Origin of the sequence: Pedobacter sp. (genome assembly GCF_035317785.1) — a bacterium.
GTDB lineage: Bacteria > Bacteroidota > Bacteroidia > Sphingobacteriales > Sphingobacteriaceae > Pedobacter.
Genome location: NZ_DATHGC010000035.1, coordinates 1 through 2,393, shown reverse-complemented (window position 1 = coordinate 2,393; position 2,393 = coordinate 1). Strand labels below are relative to the sequence as shown.

The 2,393-nt window shown below is 44.5% G+C and carries 1 protein-coding gene; it reads left to right on the top strand.

The window, feature by feature from the left end; genetic code table 11:
* Positions 1-2,200, top strand: a 2,200-nt coding sequence (locus VK541_RS02575; protein ID WP_324366629.1) for a beta-L-arabinofuranosidase domain-containing protein, incomplete at its 5' end; no start/stop codon positions are given.
* Positions 2,201-2,393: the final 193 nt, after the last annotated feature.

Genomic DNA, 2,393 nt, shown 5'->3' with positions numbered 1-2,393 from the left:
CGCTTATACCCTGGATGACCCCGTTTTAAAGGCAAAGTCCTTAAAATGGATCAGCTGGACTTTGGAAAACCAAAGGGCAGACGGTTCATTCGGACCGGCCAAAATGAAGGACTGGTGGCCGAGAATGCCGATGATGTATGCCATTCAAAGTTATTATGAAGCAACCGGTGATGAAAAAGTAATCGGTTTCTTTACCAGGTATTTTAAATACGAACTGGAAAACCTGGATAAATTACCCTTATTTGAGTGGAGCAAATCCAGAACTGGTGACAACATAGATATCGTGCTCTGGCTGTACAACAAAACCGGTGACGCTTTTTTGCTGACACTTGCGCAGAAGCTGAACGCCCAGGCCTACCCATGGGCCAATATTTATACCCACAACCAGTTTTACTACCTGGGTGATGATTTTCATACCAAACATAGCGTGAGTGTAGGTCAGGCCCTGAAAATGCCTGTGCTTTTTTCACAGGTCAATCATGACCCTTTTTACAGGAATGCGACCTGGAAGGGTATAGAAAACCTGAGCAGGGACCATGGACAGGCGGGCGGAATGGCTTCAGGCACAGAATTTCTCTCCGGAAAGAGTACTTTTCAGGGAACGGAAACCTGTACTGTCGTAGAGTGGATGCAGAGTTTAGAGACCGCCGCAAGGATCGTTCACGATGCAGTAATAGGCGACAGACTGGAGAAAATAGCATTCAATACCCTGCCTGCCCAGTACAGCAGGGACATCAAATCACATGTGTATTATTCACAGCCCAACCAGCTCTTTTGCAGGCACGGGCAAAGCGGCTATGATGAAGATTACGATGGCGGTATATTACTCAGTCCCTATTCGGGAATGGGCTGCTGCCGTTATAACATGCACATGGGCTGGCCTTATTTCGTAAAGAACAGCTGGGTGGCCACACCGGATAAAGGATTGGCTGTCATCGCTTACGCTCCCGTAGAGCTGAATGCCCTGGTAGCCGATGGTGTTGCCGTAAAACTGGTTGTTGAAACCAATTACCCTTTTGAGGAGCAGATCAGAATGAAGCTCACACTGGGCAAACCTGCTGATTTTCCTTTAAAGCTCAGGATTCCCGAATGGTGTGAAAGTCCTCAGATCTCCGTAAACGGCGAAAAATTAAAAGGCCTGAAAGCAGGGCAGATCTTTAACCTGAACAGGAACTGGAAAAATAACGATGTGCTAATTCTTGATTTTCCAATGCGCGTTACGTTTTCAGACCAGGTAAACCGTTCGGTTACAGTAGAGCGTGGCCCATTGGTCTACGGTTTAAAGATCGATGCCAAATATTCCATCCGTAAGGAACATCCGGTAAAAGGCTTTTTCGATTACGAAGTATTTCCTGCTTCTGCATGGAATTACGGTCTGGTGATAGACCGTGCGTACCCTGAAAAATCAATTCAGGTGATAAAAACTGTAATGCCGGAAAACCCGTTTGAACAATCAGCAACACCCGTTAAGCTTAGTGCAAAAGCTCAGAAGATTCCCTTATGGACCGTGTCCGACAACCAGATGCACGCGGCTGAGGTACCGGCAAGTCCGGTGGCATCGGCAGAGCCTTTGGAGGAAATTATACTAACTCCTTATGGTTCTGAAAATATCAGACTGAGCAATTTTCCAACAATAGGTATTCCAAAGACAGCTTCAAAAATCTTCTCAGAAAATTTTACAAAAGCAACACTGAAGAACTGGATCAGCTATGGCCAGTGGTTCATCAGAGACGGAGCGATCCATGCTGCTTCCAATAAAGGTTCATGGGGTTATGGCATTCATGGTGTAAAAGCAATTGAAAGTTCTACTAATTTCGAGGACCTGAGCTATGAGGCGACAGTAAAACTAAACTCTAAGGGAAATGCCGGACTGATCTTCAGGGTTTCAGACCTGAACCTCGGGGCAGATGCTTACAATGGATATTATTTAGGTCTTGATGCAGCAAATGGCGAGCTGCAGCTTGGAAAATCATCGGAGCGGAAATGGGTGGTATTAAATGAATCACAGCAAAGACTGGAACTTGGTGTAAACTACAAAGTCAGAATTGAGGCTAAGGGAGATCAGATCAGGGTTTATTTCAATAACAATACCCGGCCTGTGATATCGGTTACAGATTCAGAATTTAAATCGGGGCCTATAGGCGTGCGGTCGTTTGACTGCCTGGCTACAATTGACGACCTGAAAGTGAAGTCGATCTGATTTTCCTGAAAAAGCTTATTAATTCCTATATTAATATATTATTAATGTTTTTTTAGTTTAAAAAAGTAAGTTGGTGTAAAAATCACAGTAAACAACCAAATTAAACTGAAGAATGAACGGATACAATTGTGCTATTCCTAAGGCTCTATCAAGCGCATTTGTCATGTTGATTGCAGCCCAGCTTTGCTGCAGG